General features: G+C 71.3%; 22 protein-coding genes and 1 pseudogene. 14 read left to right on the top strand and 9 right to left on the bottom strand.

All coding sequences use genetic code 11. From position 1 onward, the window contains the following. Positions 1 to 86 precede the first annotated feature (86 nt). Both H9Y04_RS34965 and H9Y04_RS34970 read left to right on the top strand, forming a co-directional pair. Complete coding sequence (locus tag H9Y04_RS34965) at positions 87 to 1,715, top strand: phospho-sugar mutase (protein WP_187818173.1); 1,629 nt, start codon at positions 87 to 89, stop codon at positions 1,713 to 1,715. A 161-nt stretch (positions 1,716 to 1,876) separates the two neighbouring features. Further along, positions 1,877 to 3,085, top strand: a complete 1,209-nt coding sequence (locus tag H9Y04_RS34970; protein WP_438818188.1) for a putative hexosyltransferase — start codon at positions 1,877 to 1,879, stop codon at positions 3,083 to 3,085. A 69-nt stretch (positions 3,086 to 3,154) separates the two neighbouring features. On the opposite strand, the gene H9Y04_RS34975 is transcribed toward H9Y04_RS34970, so the two are convergent. From H9Y04_RS34975 to deoC, 3 genes are read right to left on the bottom strand one after another with little or no spacing between them, the layout of a single operon-like run. Further along, positions 3,155 to 4,048 (bottom strand): aldehyde dehydrogenase family protein, encoded by an 894-nt coding sequence (locus tag H9Y04_RS34975; RefSeq protein ID WP_187818174.1) that lies wholly within the window; start codon positions 4,046 to 4,048, stop codon positions 3,155 to 3,157. Next, a complete protein-coding gene (locus H9Y04_RS34980) occupies positions 4,041 to 5,477 on the bottom strand; it encodes an aldehyde dehydrogenase family protein (protein ID WP_187818175.1) in 1,437 nt (478 codons plus the stop codon). The genes H9Y04_RS34975 and H9Y04_RS34980 overlap by 8 nt, the downstream gene beginning before the upstream one ends. 6 nt (positions 5,478 to 5,483) lie before the next feature. Further along, the gene (gene deoC / locus H9Y04_RS34985) at positions 5,484 to 6,551 is read right to left on the bottom strand and encodes a deoxyribose-phosphate aldolase (RefSeq protein ID WP_308801515.1); all 1,068 of its coding nucleotides are present in this window, start codon (positions 6,549 to 6,551) and stop codon (positions 5,484 to 5,486) included. Between the two features lie 257 nt (positions 6,552 to 6,808). Here deoC and H9Y04_RS34990 point away from each other — a divergent pair, with 257 nt between their 5' ends. Next, positions 6,809 to 7,474 carry a PH domain-containing protein gene (locus tag H9Y04_RS34990; protein WP_187818176.1) on the top strand — a complete coding sequence of 222 codons (666 nt, stop codon included), beginning with the start codon at positions 6,809 to 6,811 and terminating at the stop codon, positions 7,472 to 7,474. Between the two features lie 678 nt (positions 7,475 to 8,152). On the opposite strand, the gene H9Y04_RS34995 is transcribed toward H9Y04_RS34990, so the two are convergent. Beyond that, the gene (locus H9Y04_RS34995; protein WP_438818189.1) at positions 8,153 to 8,689 is read right to left on the bottom strand and encodes a hypothetical protein; all 537 of its coding nucleotides are present in this window, start codon (positions 8,687 to 8,689) and stop codon (positions 8,153 to 8,155) included. 116 nt (positions 8,690 to 8,805) lie between these two features. Between H9Y04_RS34995 and H9Y04_RS35000 the strand changes: the two genes are divergently transcribed. After that, positions 8,806 to 9,444, top strand: a complete 639-nt coding sequence (locus tag H9Y04_RS35000; protein WP_308801517.1) for a uridine kinase family protein — start codon at positions 8,806 to 8,808, stop codon at positions 9,442 to 9,444. 265 nt (positions 9,445 to 9,709) lie between these two features. On the opposite strand, the gene H9Y04_RS35005 is transcribed toward H9Y04_RS35000, so the two are convergent. Continuing rightward, on the bottom strand, positions 9,710 to 10,465 hold the full coding sequence (locus H9Y04_RS35005; RefSeq protein ID WP_187818177.1) for a SigE family RNA polymerase sigma factor: 756 nt from the start codon (positions 10,463 to 10,465) through the stop codon (positions 9,710 to 9,712). A gap of 203 nt (positions 10,466 to 10,668) precedes the next feature. Between H9Y04_RS35005 and afsQ1 the strand changes: the two genes are divergently transcribed. From afsQ1 to H9Y04_RS35030, 5 genes are all read left to right on the top strand, one after another. Continuing rightward, positions 10,669 to 11,346 carry a two-component system response regulator AfsQ1 gene (gene afsQ1 / locus H9Y04_RS35010; RefSeq protein ID WP_187818216.1) on the top strand — a complete coding sequence of 226 codons (678 nt, stop codon included), beginning with the start codon at positions 10,669 to 10,671 and terminating at the stop codon, positions 11,344 to 11,346. Then, positions 11,244 to 12,935: an ATP-binding protein gene (locus tag H9Y04_RS35015; RefSeq protein WP_308801518.1), complete on the top strand. Its 1,692-nt coding sequence runs from the start codon at positions 11,244 to 11,246 to the stop codon at positions 12,933 to 12,935. Before afsQ1 ends, H9Y04_RS35015 begins: the two co-directional genes overlap by 103 nt. Further along, positions 12,932 to 13,546 (top strand): hypothetical protein, encoded by a 615-nt coding sequence (locus tag H9Y04_RS35020; RefSeq protein ID WP_187818179.1) that lies wholly within the window; start codon positions 12,932 to 12,934, stop codon positions 13,544 to 13,546. The genes H9Y04_RS35015 and H9Y04_RS35020 overlap by 4 nt, the downstream gene beginning before the upstream one ends. 135 nt (positions 13,547 to 13,681) lie before the next feature. Further along, positions 13,682 to 14,230: a VanZ family protein gene (locus tag H9Y04_RS35025; RefSeq protein WP_187818180.1), complete on the top strand. Its 549-nt coding sequence runs from the start codon at positions 13,682 to 13,684 to the stop codon at positions 14,228 to 14,230. A gap of 91 nt (positions 14,231 to 14,321) precedes the next feature. After that, entirely contained in the window at positions 14,322 to 14,540 is a 219-nt protein-coding gene (locus tag H9Y04_RS35030; RefSeq protein ID WP_187818181.1) for a PspC domain-containing protein, read from the top strand. Between the two features lie 213 nt (positions 14,541 to 14,753). Here the strand turns inward: H9Y04_RS35030 and H9Y04_RS35035 are convergent. Both H9Y04_RS35035 and H9Y04_RS35040 read right to left on the bottom strand, forming a co-directional pair. Then, positions 14,754 to 15,101, bottom strand: a pseudogene (locus H9Y04_RS35035) (ATP-binding protein); the annotation flags it as partial. Between the two features lie 147 nt (positions 15,102 to 15,248). Next, a complete protein-coding gene (locus H9Y04_RS35040; protein ID WP_187818182.1) occupies positions 15,249 to 16,394 on the bottom strand; it encodes an adenosine deaminase in 1,146 nt (381 codons plus the stop codon). 170 nt (positions 16,395 to 16,564) lie between these two features. Here H9Y04_RS35040 and H9Y04_RS35045 point away from each other — a divergent pair, with 170 nt between their 5' ends. After that, the gene (locus H9Y04_RS35045; RefSeq protein ID WP_187818183.1) at positions 16,565 to 17,332 is read left to right on the top strand and encodes a prolyl oligopeptidase family serine peptidase; all 768 of its coding nucleotides are present in this window, start codon (positions 16,565 to 16,567) and stop codon (positions 17,330 to 17,332) included. A gap of 213 nt (positions 17,333 to 17,545) precedes the next feature. Here H9Y04_RS35045 and H9Y04_RS35050 read toward each other — a convergent pair whose 3' ends face one another. Next, positions 17,546 to 18,547 carry a LysR family transcriptional regulator gene (locus H9Y04_RS35050; protein ID WP_187818184.1) on the bottom strand — a complete coding sequence of 334 codons (1,002 nt, stop codon included), beginning with the start codon at positions 18,545 to 18,547 and terminating at the stop codon, positions 17,546 to 17,548. Positions 18,548 to 18,609: 62 nt separating this feature from the next. On the opposite strand from H9Y04_RS35050, the gene H9Y04_RS35055 reads away from it, so the two are divergent. The 4 genes from H9Y04_RS35055 to H9Y04_RS35070 all read left to right on the top strand — a co-directional run bounded on the left by H9Y04_RS35055 (position 18,610) and on the right by H9Y04_RS35070 (position 22,350). Continuing rightward, on the top strand, positions 18,610 to 19,947 hold the full coding sequence (locus H9Y04_RS35055) for an MFS transporter (RefSeq protein ID WP_187818185.1): 1,338 nt from the start codon (positions 18,610 to 18,612) through the stop codon (positions 19,945 to 19,947). Positions 19,948 to 20,072: 125 nt separating this feature from the next. Next, the gene (locus H9Y04_RS35060) at positions 20,073 to 20,774 is read left to right on the top strand and encodes a L,D-transpeptidase (RefSeq protein ID WP_187818186.1); all 702 of its coding nucleotides are present in this window, start codon (positions 20,073 to 20,075) and stop codon (positions 20,772 to 20,774) included. A 134-nt stretch (positions 20,775 to 20,908) separates the two neighbouring features. Continuing rightward, positions 20,909 to 21,916, top strand: a complete 1,008-nt coding sequence (locus tag H9Y04_RS35065; RefSeq protein ID WP_187818187.1) for a sigma-70 family RNA polymerase sigma factor — start codon at positions 20,909 to 20,911, stop codon at positions 21,914 to 21,916. A 98-nt stretch (positions 21,917 to 22,014) separates the two neighbouring features. Continuing rightward, positions 22,015 to 22,350: an STAS domain-containing protein gene (locus tag H9Y04_RS35070; RefSeq protein WP_187818188.1), complete on the top strand. Its 336-nt coding sequence runs from the start codon at positions 22,015 to 22,017 to the stop codon at positions 22,348 to 22,350. A 365-nt stretch (positions 22,351 to 22,715) separates the two neighbouring features. Here H9Y04_RS35070 and H9Y04_RS35075 read toward each other — a convergent pair whose 3' ends face one another. After that, positions 22,716 to 23,993 (bottom strand): thymidine phosphorylase, encoded by a 1,278-nt coding sequence (locus H9Y04_RS35075; protein ID WP_187818189.1) that lies wholly within the window; start codon positions 23,991 to 23,993, stop codon positions 22,716 to 22,718. Between the last annotated feature and the right edge of the window lie 531 nt (positions 23,994 to 24,524).

The raw sequence follows: 24,524 nt of genomic DNA on the forward strand, positions 1-24,524 counted from the left end.
GTACCGCCGCTGGAATTCGTCTGAGGGGCCCGCACGCCCCCACCCCACCCGGGGGCTCCGCCCCCTGGCCCCGAAAGGCAAGGCACGTGTCGGAAGAACTCATCGCTCGCGCGCAGGCATGGCTCGCCGAGGATCCCGATCCGGAGACGCGCGAAGAGCTGGCCAAGCTCATCGAGGCGGACGACGTCGAGGCGCTGGCGGAACGGTTCGCCGGGACGCTGCAGTTCGGCACCGCGGGCCTGCGCGGTGAGCTGGGTGCGGGTCCGATGCGGATGAACCGCTCCGTCGTGATCCGCGCGGCCGCCGGCCTCGCCGCCCACCTGAAGGCGAAGGGCCAGACCGACGGTCTGGTCGTGATCGGCTACGACGCCCGTCACAAGTCCGCGGACTTCGCGCGCGACACCGCCGCCGTCATGACGGGTGCGGGCCTGCGTGCCGCCGTACTGCCGAAGCCGCTGCCGACCCCCGTGCTCGCCTTCGCCATAAGGCATCTCGGTGCCGTGGCGGGCGTCGAGGTGACCGCGAGCCACAACCCGCCGCGGGACAACGGCTACAAGGTCTACCTCGGCGACGGCTCGCAGATCGTGCCGCCGGCCGACGCGGAGATCGCCGCCGAGATCGACGCCGTCCGCGCGCTCGCCGACGTGCCCCGGCCCGAGAGCGGCTGGGAAACCCTCGGTGACGAGGTCCTGGGGGCCTATCTGGCGCGTACGGACGCCGCGTTGAGGCCCGGCTCCCCGCGCGGCGCGCGGACCGTCTACACGCCCATGCACGGCGTCGGCAAGGAGACCCTGCTCGCTGCCTTCGCGCGCGCCGGCTTCCCCGCGCCCGCCGTCGTGGCCGAGCAGGCCGAGCCCGACCCGGACTTCCCGACCGTCGCGTTCCCCAACCCGGAGGAGCCGGGCGCGATGGACCTCGCGTTCGCCGCCGCCGAGCGCGAGCAGCCGGACCTGGTCATCGCCAACGACCCCGACGCCGACCGCTGCGCGGTGGCCGTCCACGACGGCGAGAAGTGGCGGATGCTGCACGGCGACGAGGTCGGCTCGCTGCTCGCCGCCCATCTCGTACGGCGCGGAGTCAGCGGTGTCTTCGCCGAGTCGATCGTGTCCTCCTCGCTGCTCGGCCGGATCGCCGAGAAGGCCGGTCTCGGCTACGAGGAGACGCTGACCGGCTTCAAGTGGATCGCCCGCGTCGAGGGCCTGCGCTTCGGTTACGAGGAGGCCCTGGGCTACTGCGTCGACCCCGAGGGCGTCCGCGACAAGGACGGCATCACGGCCGCCCTGCTCGTCGCCGAGCTCGCCTCCGAACTCAAGGAGCAGGGCCGCACGCTGCTCGACCTGCTCGACGACCTCGCCGTCGAGCACGGTCTGCACGCCACCGACCAGCTCTCCGTCCGCGTCAAGGACCTGTCCCTGATCGCGGACGCCATGCGCAGGCTGCGCGAGCAGCCGCCGACCGTCCTGGCCGGCCTCGATGTCGTACGGCGTGAGGACCTGACCGAGGGCACCGAGACGCTGCCGCCGACGGACGGGCTGCGCTACACGCTGGACGGCGCGCGCGTGATCGTGCGGCCGTCGGGCACCGAGCCCAAGCTCAAGTGCTACCTGGAGGTCGTCGTCCCGGTCGAGGGCACCGACGTGCCCGCGGCCCGCGCGAAGGCCAAGGAGCTGATCGCCGGTCTGAAGCGCGATCTGGCGGTCGCCGCCGGGATCTGACCCATGGTGGGAAGGGGCGGGCTGCCGGGTCGGCAGCCCGCCCCTTCGTACGTCTGACGGGTGATTCCTGGACGGCAGTTGACGCAACCGGCCACTCGGCGGCCACCCGGCCGAGGAAGGGCTGACCGGAAGCGCACCACCGAGTCCAGGAGCCGCAGCCCGTGTCAGCGCAGCCCGTGTCAGCGACCACCCAGGCACCTCACCGCACCGCAGGACTCCTGCCCGCTTCCCGCCGCCACCCCGACGTACCGCGTCCGACCCGCGCCGCGGTCCACGCGCTGCGCCACGCGGGACCCGCGCTCGCCGCGTACGCGGCCGTCCGCCTGACCGGGCTCGCCGTCCTGTGGCACTGGGCGCACGCCGAGGGCGTCGGCGTATGGCAGACCGTCGCCTCCGACTGGGACGCCAACTGGTACCTGGGGATCGCCGACCAGGGCTACGCACGCGAGCTCGGCACCACGTACGACACCAACAACCTGGCGTTCTTCCCGCTCTACCCGGTCCTGGTCAAGGCGATCGCGGCTTTCACGCCGGGCAGCCGCGCCACCGTCGGGCTGCTGCTCGCCGTCGCGTTCTCCTTCGTCGCCGCCTGGGGTGTGTTCGCGGTGGGCGACCGGCTCTACGGGCGGCGGGTCGGGGTGCTGCTCACCGTTCTGTGGGGCGCTTTCCCCGTCGCCGCCGTGCAGTGGATGGGGTACACCGAGTCGCTGTTCACGGCCTTCGTCGCCTGGTCCCTGTACGCGGTGCTGCGCGGCCACTGGCTGTGGGCGGGCTCGCTCGCCGCGCTCTCCGGCCTGACCCGGCCGACCGGCATCGCGCTGGCCGCCGCCGTCTCGCTGACCGCCCTGCTCTCCCTGCGCGCCGGATTCCGCGGGCGCGCTCTCGCCGGCGCCCTGCTCGCCCCGCTCGGCTGGCTGCTCTACGTGGGCTGGGTGGGCCATCGGCTCGGCCGCTGGGACGGCTACTTCGCCGTCCAGAAGCTCTGGCACAACGAGATCGACGGCGGCCGCGAGACCCTGCGCGTGGTCCGCGAGCTGTTCTTCTACGACTCGGACCCCGAGCTCTACCTCGTCGGGGTGACGCTCGTGATGGCGGCCGCGGCGGTCCTCTTCGCGTACTGCCTCAAGCAGCGCCAGCCGCTGCCCCTGCTCGTCTTCAGCGGCGTGCTGCTGGTGATCGTGCTCGGCTCCGGCGGCGTGTACTTCCCGCGCGCCCGCTTCCTGCTGCCCGGCTTCCCGCTGCTGCTGCCGCTCGCCCTGTACGTGGCGGGGCTTGCGCGCACGCGGGCCGCGCTGTGGGTGGCGGCGGCGGTGCTCGGCTCGGCGTACTGCAGCGGGTACATGCTCCTGGTCTGGCCGAGCGCGCCCTGACACCTGACATACGGGTGGGTCCCTTGGTACGCGCACCAAGGGACCCACCCGTATACGGCTATACGGCGCTCAGTAGGACGAACCGCCCGAGCCCAGCGACCCCGTGGGGTGCCAGACCGTCTTGGTCTCCAGGAACGGCGTCAGACGCGAGGTGCCCGGGTCCGCGGACCAGTCCACAGGCTGTGGACGGAGAACGCGCTTCAGGTTGTCGGCCGCCGCGATCTCCAGCTCCTTGGCGAGCTGCGCGTCGGCGCCCGCGAGGTCGATCGCGTTGACGTCCTGGTGCGCGGCCAGCGGGGTGGCGATCTCCGCCGTCTTGCCCGAGAGGATGTTCACGACACCGCCCGGCACGTCCGAGGTGGCGAGCACCTCGGCCAGCGACAGAGCCGGCAGCGGACGGTCCTCGGAGGCGATGACCACGGCAGTGTTGCCCGTGGCGATCACCGGGGCGAGCACCGACACGAGGCCGAGGAAGGACGAGTCCTGCGGCGCGACGACCGTCACGACACCGGTCGGCTCGGGGGACGACAGGTTGAAGAACGGGCCCGCGACCGGGTTCCCGCCGCCCACGATCTGCGCGATCTTGTCGGTCCAGCCCGCGTACCAGACCCAGCGGTCGATCGCCGCGTCCACGACCGCGCCCGCCTTGGCCTTCGACAGGCCCTCGGCCTCCGCGACCTCCCGGACGAACTGCTCGCGGCGGCCTTCCAGCATCTCCGCCACGCGGTACAGGATCTGGCCGCGCAGATACGCGGTCGCGCCCGCCCAGCCGCCGAACGCCTTGCGCGCGGCGACCACCGCGTCACGGGCGTCCTTGCGGGACGAGAGCGGGGCGTTGGCCAGCCAGTTGCCCTTTGCGTCGTTCACTTCGTACACCCGGCCGCTCTCGGAACGAGGGAACTTCCCGCCCACGTACAGCTTGTAGGTCTTGAAGACGGACAGCCGCCCGTTGGAATCAGACATCGAGGTACGCCTCCAGACCGTGCCGGCCGCCCTCGCGGCCGAAGCCCGACTCCTTGTAGCCGCCGAACGGCGAGGTCGGGTCGAACTTGTTGAACGTGTTGGACCAGATGACGCCCGCGCGCAGCTTGTTCGCGACCGCGAGGATGCGCGAGCCCTTCTCGGTCCAGATGCCGGCCGAGAGTCCGTACGGGGTGTTGTTGGCCTTGGCGACGGCCTCGTCCGGCGTACGGAAGGTGAGGACCGAGAGCACCGGGCCGAAGATCTCGTCGCGGGCGACGGTGTGCGCCTGGGTGACGCCGGTGAACAGCGTGGGCGCGAACCAGTAGCCGGTGGAGGGGAGTTCGCACTCGGGCGACCAGCGCTCGGCGCCCTCCGCCTCGCCGGTCTCGACGAGAGCGGTGATACGGGACAGCTGCTCGGCGGAGTTGATCGCGCCGATGTCGGTGTTCTTGTCGAGCGGGTCGCCCAGGCGCAGGGTGGACAGGCGGCGCTTGAGCGAGTCGAGCAGCTCGTCCTGGATCGACTCCTGGACCAGCAGGCGCGAGCCCGCGCAGCAGACCTGGCCCTGGTTGAAGAAGATGCCGCCGACGATGCCCTCGACCGCCTGGTCGATGGGGGCGTCGTCGAAGACGATGTTGGCGCCCTTGCCGCCCAGTTCGAGCGTGAGCTTCTTGTCGGTGCCCGCGAGGGTGCGGGCGATCTCCTTGCCGACGGCGGTGGAGCCGGTGAAGGCCACCTTGTTGACGTCCGCGTGCGCGGTGAGGGCCGCGCCCGCGTCGCCGTATCCGGGAAGGATGTTGACGACACCCTTCGGCAGACCGGCCTGGCGGCAGATGTCCGCGAAGAAGAGCGCGCTCAGCGGGGTGGTCTCCGCCGGCTTGAGCACGACCGTGTTACCGGTCGCGAGCGCAGGGGCGATCTTCCAGGCGAGCATGAGCAGAGGGAAGTTCCACGGGATGACCTGGCCGGCCACACCCAGCGGCCTCGGGTTCGGTCCGTATCCCGCGTGGTCGAGCTTGTCGGCCCAACCGGCGTAGTAGAAGAAGTGAGCTGCGACCAGCGGCAGATCCGCATCCCGCGTCTCCTTGATCGGCTTTCCGTTGTCGAGGGTCTCCAGGACGGCCAGCTCGCGGCTGCGCTCCTGGATGATCCGGGCGATACGGAACAGATACTTGCCGCGCTCGGCACCCGGCAGCGCGGACCACTTGTCGAAGGCCTTGCGGGCGGCCTTCACGGCGCGGTCGACGTCCTCGGCGCCGGCCCGGGCGACCTCGGAGAGGACCTCCTCGGTGCTGGGCGAGACGGTCTTGAAGACCTTGCCGTCGGCGGCCTCGGTGAACTCACCGTCGATGAACAGGCCGTAGGACGGGGCGATATCGACGACCGACCGCGACTCGGGGGCCGGTGCGTACTCGAACAGGTTGGTCATGGGTGATCAGTCCACCGTCACGTAGTCGGGGCCGGAGTAGCGTCCGGTGGCCAGCTTCTGACGCTGCATGAGCAGGTCGTTGAGGAGGCTGGAGGCGCCGAAGCGGAACCAGTGGTTGTCCAGCCAGTCGGGTCCGGCGGTCTCGTTGACAAGCACCAGGAACTTGATGGCGTCCTTGGTGGAGCGGATGCCGCCCGCGGGCTTCACTCCGACCTGTACCCCGGTCTGCGCACGGAAGTCGCGGACGGCCTCCAGCATCAGGAGGGTGTTGGCGGGGGTGGCGTTGACGCCGACCTTGCCCGTCGAGGTCTTGATGAAGTCGGCACCGGCGATCATGCCGATCCAGCTCGCGCGGCGGATGTTGTCGTACGTCGACAGCTCGCCGGTCTCGAAGATCACCTTGAGCCGTGCGTCGCCGCACGCCTCCTTCACGGCGCGGATCTCCTCGTAGACCTTCATGTAGTTGCCCGAGAGGAAGGCGCCGCGGTCGATCACCATGTCGATCTCGTCGGCGCCCGCGGCGACCGCGTCCTTGGTGTCCGCGAGCTTCACGCCGAGCGCGGCGCGGCCGGCCGGGAAGGCGGTGGCGACGGAGGCGACCTTCACGCCGGAGCCGGCGACGGCGGCCTTGGCGGTGGCGACCATGTCCGGGTACACGCAGACCGCGGCGGTCGTGGGCGTGCCGCGGTCGGTCGGGTCCGGGTGGACGGCCTTCGCGCCGAGCGCGCGGACCTTGCCCGCGGTATCCGCACCCTCCAGGGTGGTCAGGTCGATCATCGAGATGGCCAGGTCGATCGCGTACGCCTTGGCCGTCGTCTTGATCGACCGCGTGCCGAGGGCCGCGGCGCGTGCCTCGAGGCCGACGGTGTCCACGCCCGGCAGGCCGTGGAGGAAGCGGCGGAGGGTGGCGTCGGACGCCGTCACATCGGCGAAGGGGGCCTCGGCCGGAGCTTGCTCCGTCTTCACGGACTTCACCTTCTTGTCGGCCTTGTCGGCCTTGTCAGCCTTGAGCGCCTTCTGGGCCCTCGCGGCCTTGGCCAACTTGTCTGACTTGGGGACTGGGGGCATGGTCACGAGGGGAGCATATCTACGCGCGTAGCGGCTTGTGAAGTCCTCGGGGGTTCGCGGGCCTGGAGGGGGCAAAGGCCGGGCGGTCAGGGAGCCGGAGGCTGCGGGCTCGGCGAGGAAGCGCGCGGCCGGGCGCCGAGAGGGCCGGAGGCCGGAAACGGCAGGAACAGCACATCCGCCGGTACGGGTGTGACGGACGTGACCGTCCAAGCGGGGCTTCACGGCTGGCCCCGGCCCCGTGGCGGTGGGGCAGAATCGACGCCATGAGCTCCCCCGACGAGTCCGAGAACCCCCGCCCCGAGCCGGCCGTGAACGGTGCGCCGGCCGAGCCCGCGTCCCCGGACCGCGTCTTCCGCTCCGGCGCGGGGATCGCCGGCGGTGTGCTGCTGCTCGCGCTGGGCGCGTGGCTGGGCGGGGACGCGCTGCTCCGTGGCAACGGGATGGCGCCGTGGCTGGCGCTCGCGGCGATGATCGCGCTGGTGCCGCTGGTGGTGGCCTACACGGTCCGGCCCGCGGTGTACGCGAACGACCAGCGGCTCAAGATCCGCAATCCGTTCCGCACGATCGTCCTTCCGTGGGCTTCGGTGGACGACGTCCGGGCCTCGTTCTCGTGCGAGGTGCTCTCCGGAACGGAGAAGTACCAGGTGTGGGCCATCCCGGTGTCGCTGCGCGCGCGCAAGTCGGCCAACCGCCGCCAGGCGCGGGCCGCGGCGAGCGACCCGAGCGGGCGCACGTCCGCGCTCGCCGGGGCGGACAAGCCCACGCGGGCCGCGGCGGACCAGGCGGTCGACGACCTCCGCGCGCTGGCGGAACGCCACGCCTCCGATCCGGCCGCGCAGGGTCCCGTCGAGGTCCGCTGGGCCTACGAGGTCCTGGCCCCGGTGGTCGCCGGAGCGATCCTCCTCGCGGTCCTGGCCCTGGTGGCCTGACCGCTCCAGGCGGCCGGGCTTCTGCGCTGCGAGGGCGCTGCTTGCGGTGCTCTACCTGCGGTGGGCTTTGTGCTCCGGTGAGCGGCGCCCGGCTGGGTGCAGCGGGCCCGAGGCCTCGTCGCGGTCTGCGGCTGGGCTGCGCCTGCGGCGGCCAATTTTCCCCTACCCGCCCCTTCCCGAAACCGAGGGCTCCGCCCCCGGACCCCCGGGTGGGTGGGACTCTTGGGGCTTCGCCCCCTGCCCCCTGTCGCGCCTGAACGGCGCTCGTCCTCAAACGCCGGACGGGCTGAAAGTGGACCCTCCGTCCAGCGCAGGCGGAGCAGCGTGGGCGGGGTGGGTAGGTGGCGGGCGGAGTACTCGCCCGCAGCCCTGCACCGTCGGGTCGGCAACAGAAGCCCTGCAGCCGCGAGCCGTTGGTGGGGAGCCCACTCGGCCCGCAGCCGCGAGCCGTTGGCGGGGAAGCCCACCCGGCCTCCGGCCGCGCACTGCTGGGGCAGAAGCTTCACCCGACGAAGCAGGTGGCGGCGAAGCGCACCGCAGGAAGCCGGACACGAAACCGCAGCCCCACCGCGCGATGGACAGAGAGCCGGACACGAAGCAGCACCCCGAGCAGCGGGGGCCTGGGGGCGAAGCCACCAGCGGGGGCCCGGGGGCAGCGCCCCCGTGACCCCGGCGGCGTCAGCCCGGCAGGAGCGACGACGCGTGGCTCACGACCGGCAAGTCGTCCAGGGAGCCACCCGACGCCACAGGCCCCGTCACCAGCGCCGAGCTGACCGGCTTGAAGTCGGCGAGCTGCGTGCCCACCGCGTTGTCCAGCGGATCCACCCCCGTCCCCGCCAGCGGATCGAGCCGCAGATCCTTCGCCGGCCGCACCGCGAATCCCACCGCGTCCGTCACCGCCGCCCCCGGGCTCGCCGAGTCCACGTCCCCCACCGGCGTCCCGAGCCCGACCGAGAGCGGCATGCCGATCGCACCCGCCCCGCCGGCGGACCCCCCGAGCGCGATCCCGGCCGCGGTCGCCACCAGCCCCACCCGCGCCGCCACCCGGCCTCGCCGCTTGGGCGCCGCATGCCGCGCCGCCCCACGCCCCGGCCGCCCCGGCGCCCCGACCGGCGCCAGCTGCCCAGCCATCCCGGCCTGCCCTGCCGGCAGCTGCCCAGCCACCCCCGCCTGCCCCGCAAGCACCTGCCCTGTACGCCCTGCCAGCCCTGCCATGGAGTCACCTCGTGCGGTAATCGTGAGACCACACACCGTAGTTGAGATGTGAGCTGCGTTTCAAAGGGCGCCCGCCGGGATGAGCCGAACGGGCCCATGCCTCACACTGGTGTTCCGTGAGCTCCCACCCTCCGATACCGACCCGCGTCGTGCTGCTCTGCGGCCCCTCCGGCGGCGGCAAATCGCGCCTCGCAGCCCGCTCCGGGCTGCCGGTCCTGCGTCTCGACGACTTCTACAAAGAGGGCGACGACCCGACCCTGCCGGTCGTGGCGGGCGGTACGGACATCGACTGGGACGCGCCCGCCTCCTGGGACGCCGACGTCGCCGTCGCGGCCATCCTCGACCTGTGCCGTACGGGACGTACCCGCGTCCCCGTGTACGACATCTCCACCAGCTCCCGCACCGGCGAGGAGGCGCTCGACATCGAGCGCACCCCCCTGTTCATCGCCGAGGGCGTCTTCGCGGCGGAGCTCGTCGACCGCTGCCGTGAGCTCGGTGTGCTCGCCGACGCGCTGTGTCTGCGCGGACGGCCGTCGACCACGTTCCGCCGCCGGTTCCTGCGCGATCTCAAGGAGGGCCGCAAGTCCGTGCCCTTCCTGCTGCGCCGCGGCTGGCGTCTGATGCGCTCCGAGCGCTCGATCGTCGCCCGCCAGGTCGCCCTCGGCGCCCACGCCTGCAACAAGGAGGAGGCCCTGGGCCGCCTCGCCGCCGCAGCCGCCGGCCGCTGCCAGAAGGCCCGTACGACGGCTCCGTAAGACAGACTCCGCACGACGGCGGAAGACGTCTCCGCGAGAAGCAGCAAAGGGACCGGAAAAGACCCCCCGGCCTCTCCGGTCCCGCTGCCTTGCGGCTCCCCCACGTCCCCCGTGGGAGCCCCCCGCTTTCCCCGTTCCCCCCGCTCAACCCCCCGGTATCCCCCGATCCCGACGGGCTTTCCCGGGGTCTCTCGCGAGACCCCGGACCCCCACCGGTCACCGCCTCCCCCCGGGGACGGCGACCGACAACTCAAAGAACCGCAGCTCAGGCGACCAGCTCGCCGAAGCACTCCTCCTGGTCACGGCCGAGTGCGAGGACCTCGTCCTCGCGCAGCCGGCGCAGCGAGCGCCAGATGCTGGACTTCACCGTGCCGACGCTGATGTCGAGGATGTCGGCGATCTCCGGGTCGGTGCGGCCCTCGTAGTAGCGAAGGACCAGCATCGTCCGCTGGAGTTCCGGCAGCCGGGCCAGCGCCTGCCACAGGACCGCGCGCAGCTCGGTGCCGCGCATCGCGTCCGTGTCGCCGGCCGTCTCCGGCAGCTCCTCGGTCGGGTACTCGTTCAGCTTGCGGCGGCGCCACGCGCTGATGTGCAGATTGGTCATGGTGCGGCGGAGGTAGCCCCCGACCGCGGCCTTGTCGGAGATCCGGTCCCAGGCCTTGTACGTGGAGAAGAGGGCGCTCTGGAGAAGGTCCTCGGCCTCGAAACGGTCGCCGGTCAAGTGGTAGGCGGTGGCGTACAGGGAGGCGCGGCGCTCCTGGACGTAAGCGGTGAACTCCGCTTCCGAGCAGGGCACCTGCTCCCCCGAGGCCTCCCTGTACGCAGCTCCCCCGTCAGCCCCCGCGGCGGTCGTCGCGACATCGACCACCGTCATGTAACCGGTGTGCTGACGTCCGGCACCACGAGCGCACCCCCGCCCGCTCACGGCGCCGGACTTCTCGTGTCCCCCGTTCACCGACTTCGCGACGTCGTGCAGACGCGTGACAACTGCGCTTGAGCTGGTGCTGTGCAGCGTGTTCATCTCGCGCCCCCCGTCGTGGAGTCCGTTTTCTTGCGGGCTTGCCGTGTGCTGAGAATCCTGCCCGGCCACTTCGACGGCGGTGTCAGCCAACTGTCACAGACCTGTCACAGGGGGCTGTGTCTTTACGTAGGTCCTACGGGGGTTGAGTGCGGGAGCTGCCCAACTGTCGATACGGCGCCGTGGGATGGGCCAGAATGACCTCTGTGCCTTCCCTGTTGCTGATCGAGGACGACGACGCCATCCGGACGGCCCTGGAGATGTCACTGACACGCCAGGGTCACCGCGTGGCCACGGCTGCCACCGGCGAGGACGGTCTGAAGCTGCTCAGCGAGCAGCGGCCCGACCTCATCGTGCTGGATGTGATGCTGCCCGGCATCGACGGCTTCGAGGTGTGCCGGCGCATCCGGCGCACGGACCAGCTGCCGATCATCCTGCTGACCGCGCGCAATGACGACATCGACGTGGTGGTCGGCCTGGAGTCGGGCGCGGACGACTATGTGGTCAAGCCCGTGCAGGGACGGGTGCTCGACGCCCGTATCCGTGCGGTCCTGCGCCGTGGTGAACGCGAGGCCAACGACTCGGCCACGTTCGGGTCGCTTGTCATCGACCGGTCGGCGATGACGGTCACGAAGAACGGCGAGGATCTGCAGCTGACGCCCACCGAACTGCGGCTGCTCCTCGAGCTGAGCCGCAGGCCCGGACAGGCGCTGTCGCGGCAGCAGTTGCTGCGTCTCGTATGGGAGCACGACTATCTCGGCGACTCCCGGCTCGTGGACGCGTGTGTGCAGCGGCTGCGCGCCAAGGTGGAGGACGTGCCGTCCTCGCCGACGCTGATCCGTACCGTGCGCGGCGTGGGTTATCGCTTGGATACGCCTCAGTGACGTCCGACTCCGCCCAGACCGCCCCGAGTTGGGGCCGCAGGGTGGCGGCGAAGCTCAGGTTCACCAGTCTGCGGCTGCGGCTCGTGGTGGTGTTCGGCCTGGTCGCGCTGACCGCCGCCGTGTCCGCTTCCGGGATCGCGTACTGGCTCAACCGCGAAGCCCTGCTCACCCGCACCCAGGACGCGGCCCTCAACGACTTCCAGTCGGAGATGCAGAGCCGTGCGGCGGCGCTGCCGCCCGATCCCGGACAGGCCGAACTGGATGCCGCCGCCACGGTCATGGCGCGCAGCAGCCAGCAGTACAGCGTGATCCTGGTCGCCAAGGACGCGAGCGGCAAGGAGCTCTCCGCGAGGGCCGGGTCCCCGACCGCGTTCGGTCTTTCCGATGTGCCCGGGTCGCTGCGGGACGCGGTGAACAAGCCCCAGGTGCCGTCCGGCGGCGGCCCCGCCACGTACCGGATGTTCTGGCAGCGCACGCAGCTCGACGGGACGCCGTATCTCGTCGGCGGTACGCGGGTGCTCGGCGACGGGCCGACGGGTTACATGCTCAAGTCCCTCGCGCCCGAGCAGAAGGATCTGAGCTCGCTCGCCTGGTCGCTGGGGATCGCGACGACGCTCGCGCTGATCGGGGCCGCGCTGCTCGCGCAGGCCGCGGCGACGACCGTACTGAAACCCGTACACCGCCTCGGAGTCGCCGCGCGGCGGCTCGGCGAGGGGAAGCTGGACACGCGCCTGAGGGTGTCGGGGACGGATGAACTGGCCGAGCTGTCACGGACGTTCAACCGGACCGCCGAGTCCCTGGAGAAGAAGGTCGCGGACATGAGCGCGCGGGAGGAGTCCAGCCGGCGCTTCGTCGCGGACATGTCCCATGAGCTGCGCACACCGCTGACCGCGATCACCGCGGTGACGGAGGTCCTGGAGGAGGAAGAGGACAGCCTCGACCCGATGATCGCTCCTGCCGTACGGCTCGTCGTGAGCGAGACCCGGCGGCTGAACGACCTCGTGGAGAACCTGATGGAGGTCACCCGCTTCGACGCGGGCACGGCCCGGCTCGTCCTCGACGACGTGGATCTCGCGGACCAGATCACGGCCTGTATCGACGCGCGGGCCTGGCTCGACGCGGTGGAGCTCGACGCCGAGCGGGGCTTCATGGCGCGGCTCGATCCGCGGCGGCTCGATGTGATCCTGGCGAATCTGATCGGCAACGCCCTCAAGCACGGCGGTTCCCCGGTGCGGGTCTCGGTGCGGACGCAGGAGCCGGACCGGGACGGCGGGGCGGGCCCGGACATCGTGATCTCGGTGCGCGACCACGGGCCCGGTATCCCCGAGGACGTCCTGCCGCATGTCTTCGACCGGTTCTACAAGGCGAGTGCCTCACGGCCGCGGTCGGAGGGGTCGGGGCTCGGTCTTTCGATCGCGCTGGAGAACGCGCACATCCACGGTGGCGAGATCACCGCGGCCAACTCTCCTGAGGGGGGTGCGGTGTTCACGTTGCGGCTGCCGCAGGATGCGTCGGATCCGATCGAGCCGGAGGAGGCCGCGCAGGGCGCGGAGTCCGGTCCCTCGCCGGCGGCGGAGGGGGCGCGATGAGGCGGCGGACCGGGGCGGTGCGGCGGCAGGCCACGGCGGTGCTGCTCGCCGCGGGTGCGCTGGTGCTCGCCGGCTGCGGGATCCGGGCGACCGAGGTGCCCACGGAGTTCGGGGCCGCGCCCTCGCGGGTGCCGTGTCCGGCGTCGGCCGCCGATGTGGCGGCGCAGGCGGCCCGTGGGCTGCCCATGCAGGTCTACCTGATCTGCGGATCGCAGCTGGTGGGCGTGGACCGGTCGGTCGCGCTGAGCGACGGGCACACGGCGGACGACCGCGTGTACGTGGCGCAGGCGCTCCTCGACGAGCTGCGGGAGGAGCCCTCGCAGGCGGAGGCGAAGGCCGGCTTCACGACCGCCGTGCGGTCCGAGCTCCGGGTACGGGGGCCGCAGAAGGGCGATCCCGCGGAGGCCCTGCGGCTGAGCACCCCGCCGAAGCGGCTTGCGTCGTACGCGCTCGCCCAGGTGGTGTGCACCCTGGTGCACGGGGTGGGAGCGGGGGCGGATTCCGTGGTGCTCGGGGGTCCCGCGGACAAGGACGCGCTCCAGGCTTACGCCTGCACGGACGAGGTCAGGGCGCAGCCGGGGGTCGTGCCGGTGCCGTCGGGGCCTGCCTGACCGGCTGCTGTGCGGGCTCTGCGCCCTGCTGTACCGGCCGTCCGCCGGGGTGCCCGGAGGAGCTCGGTCCACTCCCGTACCGGCCGCCCGGAAGTCCGCGGAACCGTTTCTACGTCACCGTGCGTCTAGGGGGGCGTGCAGCGTCAGGGACTCGGCGGGTCGGCCGTCATCCGCTTTCGTGCGACAGGGGTCATGCTCCTCGTCGCGCATCTCGCTTTCGTCGGATGGCTCACCTTGCGTCCCCTGGATGTGCCGTGGGTGACCGCGGCGAATCTGCAGCCGTTCGCGGGGATCAAGGCGGATCTGGCGCTCGGGCCCGCGGAGGCCTTCCGCAGGATCGGCGAGGCGCTGCTCCTTCTCGCACCGCTCGGTGTGCTCCTGCCGATGGCCGGGGGCCGGCTGGACGCCTCCACGCTCGGCTCGTTCCTGCGCACGGTGGCGGCGGGAGCGATGCTCTCGCTCGGCATCGAGCTGCTGCAGACCGCCGTACCGGGGCAGGTCGTCGACATCGATTCGCTGATGCTGAACACCGCCGGTGTCGCCATCGCGCATCTGGCGTTCGTCCCGGCGGCACGGGCCCGTATCCGCCGCAGGAAGGGGTTGCCCGGGCGGGCTCCCCTGCCCAGGGACGAGGCGTCTCAGGGGTCGACCCCGACGATTCCCAGGGTCGGGATCGCCCCGTAGCCTGACGTTTTGCCCTCTTCGCGACCGTAGCTTTGAAGTACACCGAGGCACCGACCAGGAAGCCTCACCAAAGGTTCGCGAAGGAGCCACCATGACCGCCCTTGCCCGCCCTCGTAACGGACGGATGATCGGCGGAGTGTGCGCAGCGCTGGCGAAGCGCTTCGGCACCTCCGCGACCACGATGCGCGTGATCTTTCTCGTCTCGTGTCTGCTGCCCGGCCCCCAGTTCCTGCTCTACCTGGCCCTGTGGGCGCTGCTGCCCGCCGAGAAGGACAGCGTCCACAAGGACACCACCGCGCCTGCGTGGTGAGCGGCCGGGGCCGGGGAGCACGACCCGCGATCCCCGGTCCCTCGATCGACAGGCATGCGAAAGGGCGCCCGCCCGGAGTACGACTCCGGAAGGGCGCCCTTTCCGCTTGCCCGCGTGCCGTCAGCCGCCGAGCCCCGGCAGGCCCGGGACGGCGGGCAGGCCGTCGACCGCGGGGAGGCCCTGGACGGGCAGGCCGTTGGTGCTCACCGGCAGACCGTCGACCGGCAGGCCACCCGTCGGCAGACCGCTCGTCGGCAGACCCTTCGTCGGCAGACCGCCGAGCAGACCCGAGACCGGGTCCGCGTCCGCCGGCAGCGACTGCTCGATGGTCGGCTTGGCGGTGCTCAGACCGTTCGTGAGCGCACCCTGCCCCGCGTCCACCGCCTCGGACGCACCCGGCAGGGTCTTGGTCACCTGGCCGACCGGCAGGTCCTTGGCGACGGCACCCACGGCGTGGGCGGGGTCGGGAAGGGCGGGCGCTGCCGACGCGGCGCCCGCGCCCGCTGCGGCAAAAGCGGCACCGAGGGCGGCGACACCGAGGGTCTTGGCAGACTGCTTCATGGTGAATACGTCCTTGTAGACGGGGAGTTCTTGAGCGGTCCCGCAAGCTATCGAGGCCCGCTCCCCGGCCGCAAACACCGTCAACGTATGAAAAACGGCCGGGAATTGATCTTCCCGGCCGCTTCTCCTGACGTGGTTTTCGGCTGCTCAGCCCTCGGAACCGCTGGTCGCAGCGGTCTGCCGGAACAGCCACTCCGACTTGAGCTCGGCATAGCCGGGCTTGATCACGTCGTTGATCATGGCCAGTCGTTCATCGAAAGGAATGAACGCTGATTTCATCGCATTGACTGTGAACCACTGCATGTCGTCGAGCGTGTAGCCGAAAGTGCCGACCAGGTGCTCGAATTCACGGCTCATGCTCGTGCCGGACATCAGGCGGTTGTCGGTGTTCACCGTCAGCCGGAAGTGCAGCTTGCGGAGCAGACCGATGGGGTGGTCGGCGTACGAAGTGGCCGCGGCCGTCTGGAGGTTGGACGTGGGGCACATCTCCAGCGGGATGCGCTTGTCCCGTACGTACGAGGCGAGGCGCCCGAGCTTCACGGAGCCGTCCTCGGCGACCTGGATGTCGTCGATGATGCGCACGCCGTGGCCGAGGCGGTCGGCGCCGCACCACTGCAGGGCCTGCCAGATGGAGGGCAGGCCGAAGGCCTCGCCCGCGTGGATCGTGAAGTGGTTGTTCTCGCGCTTGAGGTACTCGAAGGCGTCGAGGTGGCGGGTGGGAGGGAAGCCCGCCTCGGCGCCCGCGATGTCGAAGCCGACGACGCCGAGGTCGCGGTAGCGGTTGGCCAGCTCGGCGATCTCCAGGGCGCGGGCCGCGTGGCGCATCGCGGTGAGCAGGGCGCCGACGCGGATGCGGTGCCCGTTCTCCTTCGCGCGGCGCTCACCCTCGCGGAAGCCCTCGTTGACCGCCTCGACGACCTCTTCGAGGGTGAGGCCCTTCTCCAGGTGCTGCTCGGGGGCGTAGCGGATTTCGGCGTAGACGACGCCGTCCTCCGCGAGGTCCTCGGCGCACTCGGCGGCGACCCGGAAGAGCGCTTCCTTGGTCTGCATGACGGCGCAGGTGTGCGCGAAGGTCTCCAGGTAGCGCGGCAGCGAACCGGAGTCGGCGGCTTCGCGGAACCAGATGCCGAGCTTGTCGGGCTCGGACTCGGGGAGGCCTTCATAGCCCGTCTCACGGGCGAGATCGATGATCGTCCCGGGGCGCAGGCCGCCGTCGAGGTGGTCGTGGAGGAGCACCTTGGGGGCCCGGCGGATCTGGTCCGGGGTCGGCGAGGGAGTGGTCTGGCTCGTCATTGCCGCACTCTACCGCCTACGCGCGTAGAGCGCGCTGCTCCGTTGCGGATTCGTTCTCCGGGACGGCCGGTCCGCGGCACCGCGGCCTCCGCTGTGACATCCCATGTCGATACGTAACAGTGACCCGCGGTCCAGGTTCCGTACACCTGCATTTCTGAGAATGTTCTGCCGTGACACAGCAAGCAATTCCGAGGCGTGAGGCCCGACTTGGCCGTGCCATCGGGCAGGAGCCGGCGCCTGGGCGCGCGGTCGGCGGGGTGGTGCTCCTGCTCCCGGCCGGCGAGGTGACCTCCGCCCGGCGGGCCCATCCGCTCGCGCTGGCCAATGTGCGCGCGCTCGGCCGCAGGCTGGCGCGTGCGGGGCGCGAGGAGGGCCTGGTCGCGCACGCCGTGCACTACCGGTGCCGCGGCTGGAACGGGGCGGACGCGCAGCCCGCGGCCGACGCCCTCTGGGCGGCGGACGAGGTCGTACGGCGCTACGGCGACGTGCCCGTATGCCTCGCCGGGATCGACATGGGCGGGCGGGCGGCGCTGCACGCGGGCGGGCACAGCGCCGTCAACTCGGTCCTCGCGCTTGCGCCTTGGCTGCCGGAGAAGGACGTGGCGCTCGCGCCGGAGCCGGTCAAACAGCTGGCCGGGCGGCGGGTCCTGATCGCGCACGGCACGAATGACGAGCGGACCGATCCCGAGCTGTCGTTCCGTTTCGCGGAGCGCCTGAAGAAGGCGAACCGGGACACCGCGCGCTTCGAGGTGCACTCGGACGGGCACGCGATGCTGCAGCACCGGGCGGAGGTGTTCGCGCTCGCGGTGGACTTCGTACGGGGTGCACTCTTCGGCACCCCGTTCGCCCGCCCTGTCGCGGACGCCTTCGCGGCTCCGCCGCCGCTGGGGCTGCGGATGCCGTTGGCTTCGGGGTTCGGGCGGGCGTTGATGCGGTGAGGTCTGTTTGTCGGGTGCGGTGAGGTTCGCCGTCGGGTGCGGGTGCGTTCTGGTTGCGGTGGGGCGCCTGCGGCGGGCTTTTCTCCCCGCCCCGCCCCTTCCCGAAACCGAGGGCTTCGCCCCCGGACCCCCAGTTGCGGAGCCCTCCGGGTGGGTGGGGCCGCGGGGGCTTCGCCCCCTGCACCCCCGCATCCGCACTTCGTGCGGATCGCCTCAAACGCCGGCGGGGCTGAACGAGAGCAGCCGTCCCTTTCGGGTCAGCAGGAAGCGTTTGAAGGCCGCGACCGGGGGCGTGTCCGGGTGGTCCTTCAGCCATGCCACACCGATTTCCCGTACCGCCCTCTGACCCGTCACCGTCAGCTCGACAACTCCCTTGCGGGGGACGGCCGGTGGGGGCAGCAGCGCGACGCCCAGGCCCACCGCGACCAGGCCGCGGAGGGTTTCCGCCTCCTCGCCCTCGAAGGCGATGCGGGGGCGGAAGCCGGCCTCGGCGCAGAGGTCGTCGGTGATGCGGCGCAGGCCGTAGCCCGGCTCCAGCATGATGAAGGTTTCGTCCGCGGCCTCCGCGAGGCGGATGCGTTTGCGGGTGGCGAGGCGGTGGTCCTCGGGGACGACCAGGCGCAGGCGCTGTTCGTCCAAGCGGCGGGCCACCAGGTCCGGGGCGTCCGGCACGGGGGAGGTCAGGCAGAGGTCGAGTTCTCCCGAGCGGAGGTGCTCCAGCATCCACTCGCCGTAGTTCTGGACGAGCGTGAAGCGGACGCGGGGGTGGTCGGCGCGGAACTCGCGGATCAGCGAAGGGACCGTCTCCGAGCCCATGGTGTGCAGGAAGCCGAAGGCGACCTTGCCGGACTCGGGGTCGGCGTCCGCACGTACCGACTCGGCGGCTCTCTCCACCTCCCCCAGTGCCCGCTCCACCGTCGCCAGGAAGGTGCGGCCCGCCGCGGTCAGCGAGACCGTACGGCCGTGGCGGGCGAACAGGTCGACGCCCAGGTCGCGTTCGAGCCGTACGAGCGCGCGCGAGACCGTGGACTGCGGGGCCTGGAGCTGATGCGCGGCGCGCGTGACGTGCTCCGCGCGGGCCACCGCGGCGAAGTACGCGAGGCGGGGAGCGAGGATCGCCGACCAGGATTCGGGGTCGAGTTCGGCGAGGGCCACAATTTCTTCCGTGTCACTGTTCCGTGACAGTCCCGTCTGTGACCTCGGCTCATGCACCATGGGAACGATTATGACGAGTCTGTGCATTGGACGCATGAATCCCGCGGTTCTAATTTCGGAGCATGCCTGCCGCCAGTAGCGGGGCATCCGCCCACCCTGCGGATGCCCTCACCCCTGCGTCCCCTGCCCCTCTTCCCGCCGCGAGCCCCGCTCCCGCCGCGAATGCCGCGCATGCCGCGAGCCCCGAAGACACCCGGCTCGCCCCCGGAGCACCCGGCTACCGCCGGATCAGCCTCGCGCTGTTCGCCGCCGGGCTCGCCACGTTCGCGCTCCTCTACTCCACGCAGGCGCTCCTGCCCGCCATCTCCGGCGAGTTCGCGGTCACCGCGGACGACGCGAGCTGGACGGTGTCGGCGGCGACCGGTGCTCTGGCCCTGTTCGTGCTGCCCCTGAGCGCGCTCTCCGAGCGGTTCGGACGGCGCACCCTGATGACCGTCTCGCTGACGGTCGCCGTCCTCGTCGGCCTGCTCGTGCCGTTCGCGCCGAGTATCGGCTGGCTGGTCGTGCTGCGCGCCGTACAGGGTGCGGCGCTGGCCGGTCTGCCGGCGTCGGCGATGGCGTATCTCGCGGAGGAAGTGCGGCCGAAGGCGCTGGTCGCGGCGGTGGGCCTGTTCGTCGCGGGCAACAGCATCGGCGGCATGAGCGGCCGGATCGTGGCGGGCTGGGTCGCCCAGGCCTGGGGCTGGCGCGCGGCGCTGCTCGCGGTCGGCCTGATGGCCCTGGTGTGCGGGCTCGCGTTCCGCGCGCTGCTGCCCAAGCCTCGTAACTTCCAGGCCGGTTCGCTCAACCCCCGCGCCCTGTACGGGACCGTGCGCGGCCATCTGTCGAACCCGCTGCTCGTCCGTCTGTACGCGATCGGCGCGCTGTTCATGACCGTCTTCGGCGCCGTGTACACGGTGATCGGCTACCGGCTCGTGGGCGAGCCCTTCAACCTGCCGCAGGGTGTGGTCGGTTCGGTCTTCCTGGTCTATCTCGTCGGTACGGTCTCCTCGGCCGCGGCGGGCAGGCTGGTGGGCCGGCTCGGGCGGCGCGGGGCGCTCTATCTCGCGGTCGGCACCACGGCTTCGGGCCTGCTGCTCTCCCTCACCGACTCCCTCGCGGGCATCCTGCTCGGCCTCGTCCTGATCACCGCAGGGTTCTTCGCCGGCCACGCGGTCGCGTCCTCGTCGGTGAGCCGGACCGCGACCACGGGGCGTGCCCAGGCCTCGGCGCTCTACCAGTCCGCGTACTACATCGGCTCCAGCCTCGGCGGCACGCTGGGCGCGCTCGCCTTCCACGCGGGCGGCTGGCCGGCCACCGTCGTGCTCGGTCTGGTCGCGGTGCTCGGTGTGGTGTCGGTGACGCTCTACGGGTCGCATGCGGCGCGTGTGGAGCGGCGGGTGCTCCTCGCCGCCCGGTAAATCCGTCCTGGCCCGAACTCCCCTGAATTTCCCTTGAATTGGCAGGGATTTCCGTACAACCAGCCCTACTTCACAACCGTCCTACCAGCACAGGGCAACACACTGCGCCGGAAGGGACGACGGCCATGCGGAGAAAGACCCGGAGAGCAGCGGCGGCGACGGGGGTCGCGGCACTGGTGGTACCGCTGAGCGTGGCGCTGAGCGCCGGCTCGGCGGCCGCCGCCACGTGTACGACGAGCACGGGCCCGTACCAGAAGCAGGTCGAGAAGTTCCTCGGCCTGAAGGTGGACGGGAAGCAGTCATCGACGGACTGCAAGGCGATACGGGCTTTCCAGACCAAGCACCTGATCAAGCCGAACATCGGGTACGCGGGCCCCGTCACCTGGGGCGTGATGAACCTGATGAACAAGCAGAAGGCGGTCATCGCCTCCAAGAACCCCAACAAGGCCGGCAAGTGCCCCACCAACAAGGGCCGCATAGCCTGCGTGGATCTGACGCTGCAGCTCAGCTGGATCCAGGACGGCTCGAAGCTCAAGTACGGCCCCGTGCCGGTGCGGACGGGGCGCAACGGGGCGGAGACCAGGACCGGCGCGAAGAAGATCTATCTGCGCAAGCTCAACCACTGGTCGACGATCTACAAGGTGTGGATGCCGTACACGCAGTTCTTCGACGGCGGGATCGCCTTCCACCAGGTCGACAAGAGCATGTACGCGCCGCCGGGTTCGGGGGGCTGTGTGAACATGCGCAAGGCCGACGCCCAGGCGTACTGGAGCCTGTTGAAGAAGGGCGACGACGTCTACGTGTACGGACGCAAGGCCGGAACGTGACGGTCCGGGGCGTGGCGGTCCTGTCACGCCCCGCTGTCAAGGGATAGGACGGGTTTTCGCTGCTCACAGGCGATTGTCAGTGAGGCCCTGTAGTTTTCGAAGTGCCAGTGTCGAGGGCTACAGGGGTGAACCCAATGGCGGGATCGTCTGATCTGAGTGGTGCGGCAGGGACCAGGGGGGACTTGGACCTGCGGATGGAGAAGCACCGGACCGAGCTGACCGGTTATTGCTACCGGATGCTCGGTTCCGGCTTCGAGGCCGAAGATGCCGTGCAGGACACGTTCGTGCGTGCCTGGCGTGCGTACGACAAGTTCGAGGGCCGGTCCTCGCTGCGCTCGTGGCTGTACCGGATCGCGACGAACGTGTGCCTGGACATGCTGAATGCGGGCAACAAGCGGGCGCGCCCGATGGACCTCACCGAGCAGGCGCACCAGGCGACCGCGGTGCTCAATGAGCGCTCGGAGCTGACCTGGCTCGAGCCGGTGCCGGACGGACGCGTGCTGCCCTCGTCGGCGGACCCGGCCGAGACGGCGGTCGCGCGCGAGACCGTGCGGCTCGCCTTCGTCGCGGCGCTCCAGCATCTGCCGGCCAAGCAGCGTGCCGTGCTGATCCTGCGCGAGGTGCTCGCGTGGAAGGCCAGCGAGGTGGCGGAGCTGCTCGATACGTCGGTGGCTTCGGTCAACAGCGCGCTGCAGCGGGCGCGGGCCACGCTCGCGGACACGGGCGGTGTGCGCGAGACGGACACCGCCGATCCGCTCGACGACGACCAGCAGAAGCTGCTCGACCGGTATGTGGCGGCCTTCGAGGGCTATGACATGGAAGCGCTGACGTCCCTGCTCCACGAGGACGCCATCATGTCCATGCCTCCGTACGACCTGTGGCTGGTCGGCCACGAGGACATCGTCAACTGGCACCTGGTCCAGGGCGGCAAGTGCCGCGACGGAAAGCTCATCGCCACGGTGGCGAACGGTACGCCGGCGTTCGGCCAGTACCACCTGGAGGAGGACGGCTCGTACTCCCCGTGGGCGCTGCAGGTCATCGAGATCACCGACGGGAAGATCTCGGGGCTCAATGCCTTCCTGGACACGAAGCGGTGGTTCCCGCTGTTCGGGCTGCCGGAGAAGTTGCCTGCGGGGTCGTAGGGGCCGGGCGGGCTCTGTCCTGCCCTGTGCGGGCCTCGGAGTTCGGGTGGCCGGTCCGGCGGCCGATGAGTTTTCGGTGCCGGAGCGGTCTGCCCTGCATGACTACCGTTGAGCCACTCGTCGTCCGTCTCGCCGCGCCCCTGACGCGTGCCCAGGTTCCCCAGCTCTGTGAGCATCTGCAGGCTCAGCTGGAGCTGACGGGTGCGGCCGAGGTGGTGCTCGACGTGCTGCCCCTCCACCACGCGGGACAGGCGGACTTCGCGGTGATCGACGCCCTGGCCCGCCTGCGCCTGACGGCCCGCAGAGCGGGAGTGGGCATCCGCGTCAGGGATCCGGGTCCGGGGCTGGTGCGGCTGCTCCAACTCACGGGGCTGGCCGAGACGTTGGGAGTGGCCGAGCATCGAGGACGGGAGCCGGATCCGGATCGGATCTGACGGTCGGGCCGGCCGAGTTCCGGGGGTCGGTCTCCACGCCTTCTGCGGGTGGGTGGGGGTGCGGGTGGCGCCTGCGGCGGGCTGTTCTCCCCTCCCCGCCCCTTCCCGGAACCGAGGGCTGCGCCCCCGGACCCCCGGGTGGTGGGCCTCTTTGGGGCTTCGCCCCTTGCCCCCTTTTCGCGCCTGAACGGCGCTTGTCCTCAAACGCCGGACGGGCTGGAGTTGGACGCTCCGTCCAGCGCACCCAGCGCAAGCGGTGCAGGCAGTGCAAGCGGTGCAGGCAGTGCACCGACTCCAGGACGCAACAGGGGGCGCAGTACGCACTCGGCGGAGAGCCGGATGCGTACGCGCCCCCGGTGACGGGATTACGCGATGCGGTCCAGGACGATCGGCGCCGGGGTGAAGTCCGTGCCCGACGGAGCGACGTCGAACGCCGACGTCAGGGACTCCAGGGCGTACTCGAAGCGCTCCGGCGTGTCCGTGTGGAGGGTCATCAGCGGGGCGCCCGCCTCCACCGTGTCGCCCGGCTTCGCGTGGAGTTCGACGCCCGCCGCGGCCTGCACGGGGTCCTCCTTGCGCGCGCGGCCCGCGCCGAGGCGCCAGGCGGCCACGCCCACGTCGTACGCGTCGAGGCGGGTCAGGACGCCCGAGGACGGGGCCGTCACCACGTGCTGCTCGCGGGAGGTGGGGAGCTCGGCGTCCGGGTCGCCGCCCTGAGCGGAGATCATGCGGCGCCAGACGTCCATCGCGGAGCCGTCCGCGAGGGCCTTCGCCGGGTCCGCGTCCTTGATGCCCGCGGCGTCGAGCATCTCGCGGGCGAGGGCGAGGGTCAGCTCGACCACGTCGGCCGGGCCGCCGCCCGCCAACACCTCGACGGATTCGCGGACTTCGAGCGCGTTGCCGGCGGTGAGGCCGAGCGGGGTCGACATGTCCGTGAGCAGGGCGACCGTACGGACACCGCTGTCCGTGCCCAACTCGACCATCGTGGAGGCGAGTTCGCGGGCGTCCTCGATGTTCTTCATGAAGGCGCCGGAGCCGACCTTCACGTCCAGGACGAGCGAGCCCGTGCCCTCCGCGATCTTCTTCGACATGATCGACGAGGCGATCAGCGGGATGGCCTCGACGGTGCCCGTGACATCGCGCAGCGCGTACAGCTTCTTGTCGGCGGGAGCCAGACCGTCGCCCGCCGCGCAGATCACCGCGCCGGTCGAGTCCAGTACGTCGAGCATCTCGGCGTTGGAGAGCAGCGCGCGCCAGCCGGGGATGGACTCCAGCTTGTCGAGGGTGCCGCCGGTGTGGCCGAGGCCGCGGCCGCTGAGCTGCGGCACGGCGGCGCCGCAGGCTGCGACGAGCGGGGCGAGCGGGAGGGTGATCTTGTCGCCGACGCCGCCGGTGGAGTGCTTGTCGGCGGTGGGGCGGCTCAGGCTGTCCCAGCTCATGCGCTCGCCGGAGGCGATCATGGCGGCCGTCCAGCGGGCGATCTCCTGGCGGTTCATGCCGTTGAGGAGGATGGCCATGTTGAGGGCGGCCATCTGGTAGTCGGCCACCTCGCCCCGCGTGTACGCGTCGATGACCCAGTCGATCTGTTCGGGGGTCAGCTCTCCGCGGTCCCGCTTCTGTCGGATGACGGTGATGGCGTCCATGTCGGGGGCCCTTCGGTTGGTGCGGTTCTGTTGGGGTGCGGCTCGGGTGCGGCTCGGGTGTGCCGCTCGGGTGCGGCTCGGGTGTGCCGCTCGGGTGCGGCTCGGGTGTGCCGCTCGGGTGCGGCTCGGGTGCGGCTCGGGTGTGCGGTGGGTTGTCGGGTGCGGGGTCGGTGGGGGTACGGGTGGTGCGCCTGCGGCGGGCTGATTTCCCCTACCCGCCCCTTCCCGAAACCGGGGCTCCGCCCCGGACCCCCATTTGCGGAGTCCCCCAGGGTGGGTGGGTATTGGCGGAGTCCCCCCAGGGTGGGTGGGTATTGGCGGAGCCCCCCCAGGGTGGGTGGGTATTGGCCGAGCCCCCCAGGGTGGGTGGGTATTGGCCGAGCCCCCCAGGGTGGGTGGGTATTGGCGGAGCCCCCCAGGGTGGGTGGGTATTGGCCGAGCCCCCCGGGTGGGTGGGCCGGGGGGGGGGGGGGGGGGGGGGGGGGGGGGGGGGGGGGGGGGGGGGGGGGGGGGGGGGGGGGGGGGGGGGGG

The sequence above is a fragment of the Streptomyces polyasparticus genome (assembly GCF_014493765.1).
Classification (GTDB): Bacteria; Actinomycetota; Actinomycetes; order Streptomycetales; family Streptomycetaceae; genus Streptomyces; species Streptomyces polyasparticus.

What these genes read in the sequence shown, in the direction of transcription:
- H9Y04_RS34975 (WP_187818174.1), bottom strand. Translation starts at nt 4,048, where the DNA reads ATGTCTGATTCCAACGGGCGGCTGTCCGTCTTCAAGACCTACAAGCTG.
- H9Y04_RS34980 (WP_187818175.1), bottom strand. Translation starts at nt 5,477, where the DNA reads ATGACCAACCTGTTCGAGTACGCACCGGCCCCCGAGTCGCGGTCGGTC.
- H9Y04_RS34990 (WP_187818176.1), top strand. Translation starts at nt 6,809, where the DNA reads ATGAGCTCCCCCGACGAGTCCGAGAACCCCCGCCCCGAGCCGGCCGTG.
- H9Y04_RS34995 (WP_438818189.1), bottom strand. Translation starts at nt 8,689, where the DNA reads ATGGCAGGGCTGGCAGGGCGTACAGGGCAGGTGCTTGCGGGGCAGGCG.
- H9Y04_RS35005 (WP_187818177.1), bottom strand. Translation starts at nt 10,465, where the DNA reads ATGAACACGCTGCACAGCACCAGCTCAAGCGCAGTTGTCACGCGTCTG.
- H9Y04_RS35020 (WP_187818179.1), top strand. Translation starts at nt 12,932, where the DNA reads ATGAGGCGGCGGACCGGGGCGGTGCGGCGGCAGGCCACGGCGGTGCTG.
- H9Y04_RS35030 (WP_187818181.1), top strand. Translation starts at nt 14,322, where the DNA reads ATGACCGCCCTTGCCCGCCCTCGTAACGGACGGATGATCGGCGGAGTG.
- H9Y04_RS35040 (WP_187818182.1), bottom strand. Translation starts at nt 16,394, where the DNA reads ATGACGAGCCAGACCACTCCCTCGCCGACCCCGGACCAGATCCGCCGG.
- H9Y04_RS35050 (WP_187818184.1), bottom strand. Translation starts at nt 18,547, where the DNA reads ATGGTGCATGAGCCGAGGTCACAGACGGGACTGTCACGGAACAGTGAC.
- H9Y04_RS35055 (WP_187818185.1), top strand. Translation starts at nt 18,610, where the DNA reads ATGCCTGCCGCCAGTAGCGGGGCATCCGCCCACCCTGCGGATGCCCTC.
- H9Y04_RS35060 (WP_187818186.1), top strand. Translation starts at nt 20,073, where the DNA reads ATGCGGAGAAAGACCCGGAGAGCAGCGGCGGCGACGGGGGTCGCGGCA.
- H9Y04_RS35065 (WP_187818187.1), top strand. Translation starts at nt 20,909, where the DNA reads ATGGCGGGATCGTCTGATCTGAGTGGTGCGGCAGGGACCAGGGGGGAC.
- H9Y04_RS35070 (WP_187818188.1), top strand. Translation starts at nt 22,015, where the DNA reads ATGACTACCGTTGAGCCACTCGTCGTCCGTCTCGCCGCGCCCCTGACG.
- H9Y04_RS35075 (WP_187818189.1), bottom strand. Translation starts at nt 23,993, where the DNA reads ATGGACGCCATCACCGTCATCCGACAGAAGCGGGACCGCGGAGAGCTG.